Raw genomic sequence first — 1827 nt, 5'->3', positions numbered from 1 at the left:
CGGAAGAACAGGTAGTCGCCCCACGCCTCGTCGCTGCAGGCCTCGGGGTCCGCCGGCCGGGCGATATGCGCCTGGCCCTTGGGGTGGAACTCCTCTTCCTCGCGATGCTCCTCGCAGTAGGGGCAGTGGATCAGGAACATGGGATTGCCTCCTTAGTGAGCAACGCCGGCCGCACCGTGCTCGTCCACGAGAGCACCGGTATGGAAGCGATCGATGGAGAACGGGGCCGCGAGCGGGTGGGTCTGGTTCTTGGCCAGGGTCCAGGCGAAGACGTGCCCCGAACCCGGGGTGGCCTTGAAGCCGCCGGTGCCCCAGCCGCAGTTGAAGAACAGCCCCTTCACCGGCGTGGCGGAGAGGATCGGGCAGGCGTCCGGGCAGGTGTCGACGATGCCGCCCCACTGGCGATTCATGCGCACCCGCGAGAACATCGGGAACATCTCGACGATGGCCTGCAGGGTGTGCTCCACGGTGGGGTAGCTGCCACGCTGGCCGTAGCCGTTGTAGCCGTCGATACCGGCACCGATCACCAGGTCGCCCTTGTCGGTCTGGCTGATGTAGCCGTGCACGTGGTTGGACATCACCACGGTGTCCAGCACCGGCTTGAGCGGCTCGGAAACCAGCGCCTGCAGCGGATGCGACTCCAGCGGCAGCTTGAAGCCGGCCATCTTCGCCAGCACGCCGGAGTTGCCCGCCGCCACGCAGCCCACCGTCTTGGCCTCGATGTCGCCGCGGTTGGTGTGCACCCCGTAGACGCGGCCGTCGCGGATCTTGAAGCCGGTGACCTCGGTGTTCTGCAGGATGTCCACGCCCAGGGCGTCGGCGGCGCGGGCGAAGCCCCAGGCCACGGCGTCGTGGCGCGCCACCCCGGCCCGCGGCTGCCAGGAGGCGCCCAGCACCGGATAGCGGGCGTTCTTCGAGCAGTCCATGATCGGCACGATCTCCTGGACCCCCTGGGCGTCGAGTACCTCGCCGTCGATGCCGTTGAGGCGGTTGGCGTTGACCCGGCGCTGGACATCGCGCATGTCCTGCAGGGTGTGGGCCAGGTTCATCACGCCGCGCTGGGAGAACATCACATTGTAGTTGAGGTCCTGGGAGAGTCCTTCCCAGAGCTTCATGGCGTGCTCGTAGAGCGCCGCCGACTCGTCCCACAGATAGTTGGAACGCACGATGGTGGTGTTGCGGGCGGTGTTGCCGCCGCCCAGCCAGCCCTTCTCGATCACGGCCACGTTCTTGATGCCGTGCTCCTTGGCCAGGTAGTAGGCGGTGGCCAGGCCGTGGCCGCCGCCGCCGACGATGATCACGTCGTACTGCTTCTTGGGGGTGGGGTTACGCCACTGGCGCTCCCAGTTCTCGTGATGGCTGAGCGCGTGCTTCGCCAGCCCGAAGCCTGAATAGCGTTGCATAGGGCCTCTCCTGATTCGTGAAGGCGATTAGAGGGCGGAGTCGGCCGACTCACCCACCCTGGCCTCGCGGGCCGCGGCGGATGACCCACCATAGACCGGGTGGCGCTCGCAGAGCTCGGCGACCTTCTCGCGCACCGCGGCCTCCACCGCCTCGGTGTTGCCACGCTCGGCCAGCACATCGAGGATGTCGCAGATCCAGCCCGCCAGCTCGGTGCACTCGGCCTCATCGAAGCCGCGGGTGGTCGCCGCCGGGGTGCCGATACGCAGGCCGGAGGTGACGAAGGGGCTCTGCGGGTCGTTGGGCACGGCGTTCTTGTTGACGGTGATATGGGCCCGGCCGAGCGCCGCGTCGGCGTCCTTGCCGGTCACCCCCTGCTTGATCAGCGAGACCAGGAAGAGGTGGTCGTCGGTGCCGCCGGACACC

Annotated in this window: 2 protein-coding genes and 1 pseudogene; all 3 read right to left on the bottom strand. The window is 68.0% G+C overall.

From position 1 onward, the window contains the following. A partial coding sequence (locus QWY80_RS19440; RefSeq protein ID WP_353960461.1) for a sarcosine oxidase subunit delta occupies positions 1-140 on the bottom strand: 140 nt, incomplete at its 3' end. Positions 141-152: 12 nt separating this feature from the next. Further along, a complete protein-coding gene (locus QWY80_RS16210) occupies positions 153-1403 on the bottom strand; it encodes a sarcosine oxidase subunit beta family protein (RefSeq protein ID WP_290233723.1) in 1251 nt (416 codons plus the stop codon). A 27-nt stretch (positions 1404-1430) separates the two neighbouring features. Then, positions 1431-1827 (bottom strand): annotated as a pseudogene (gene glyA, locus QWY80_RS16205) (serine hydroxymethyltransferase); the annotation flags it as partial.

The organism is Halomonas ramblicola (assembly GCF_030409215.1).
In the GTDB taxonomy this organism is placed as follows: Bacteria; Pseudomonadota; Gammaproteobacteria; order Pseudomonadales; family Halomonadaceae; genus Halomonas; species Halomonas ramblicola.
This window is presented reverse-complemented; position numbering and strand designations above follow the sequence as displayed.

Bases quoted from the DNA above. Each gene is read 5' to 3' on its own strand.
- QWY80_RS16210 (WP_290233723.1), bottom strand. From the start codon at position 1,403: ATGCAACGCTATTCAGGCTTCGGGCTGGCGAAGCACGCGCTCAGCCAT.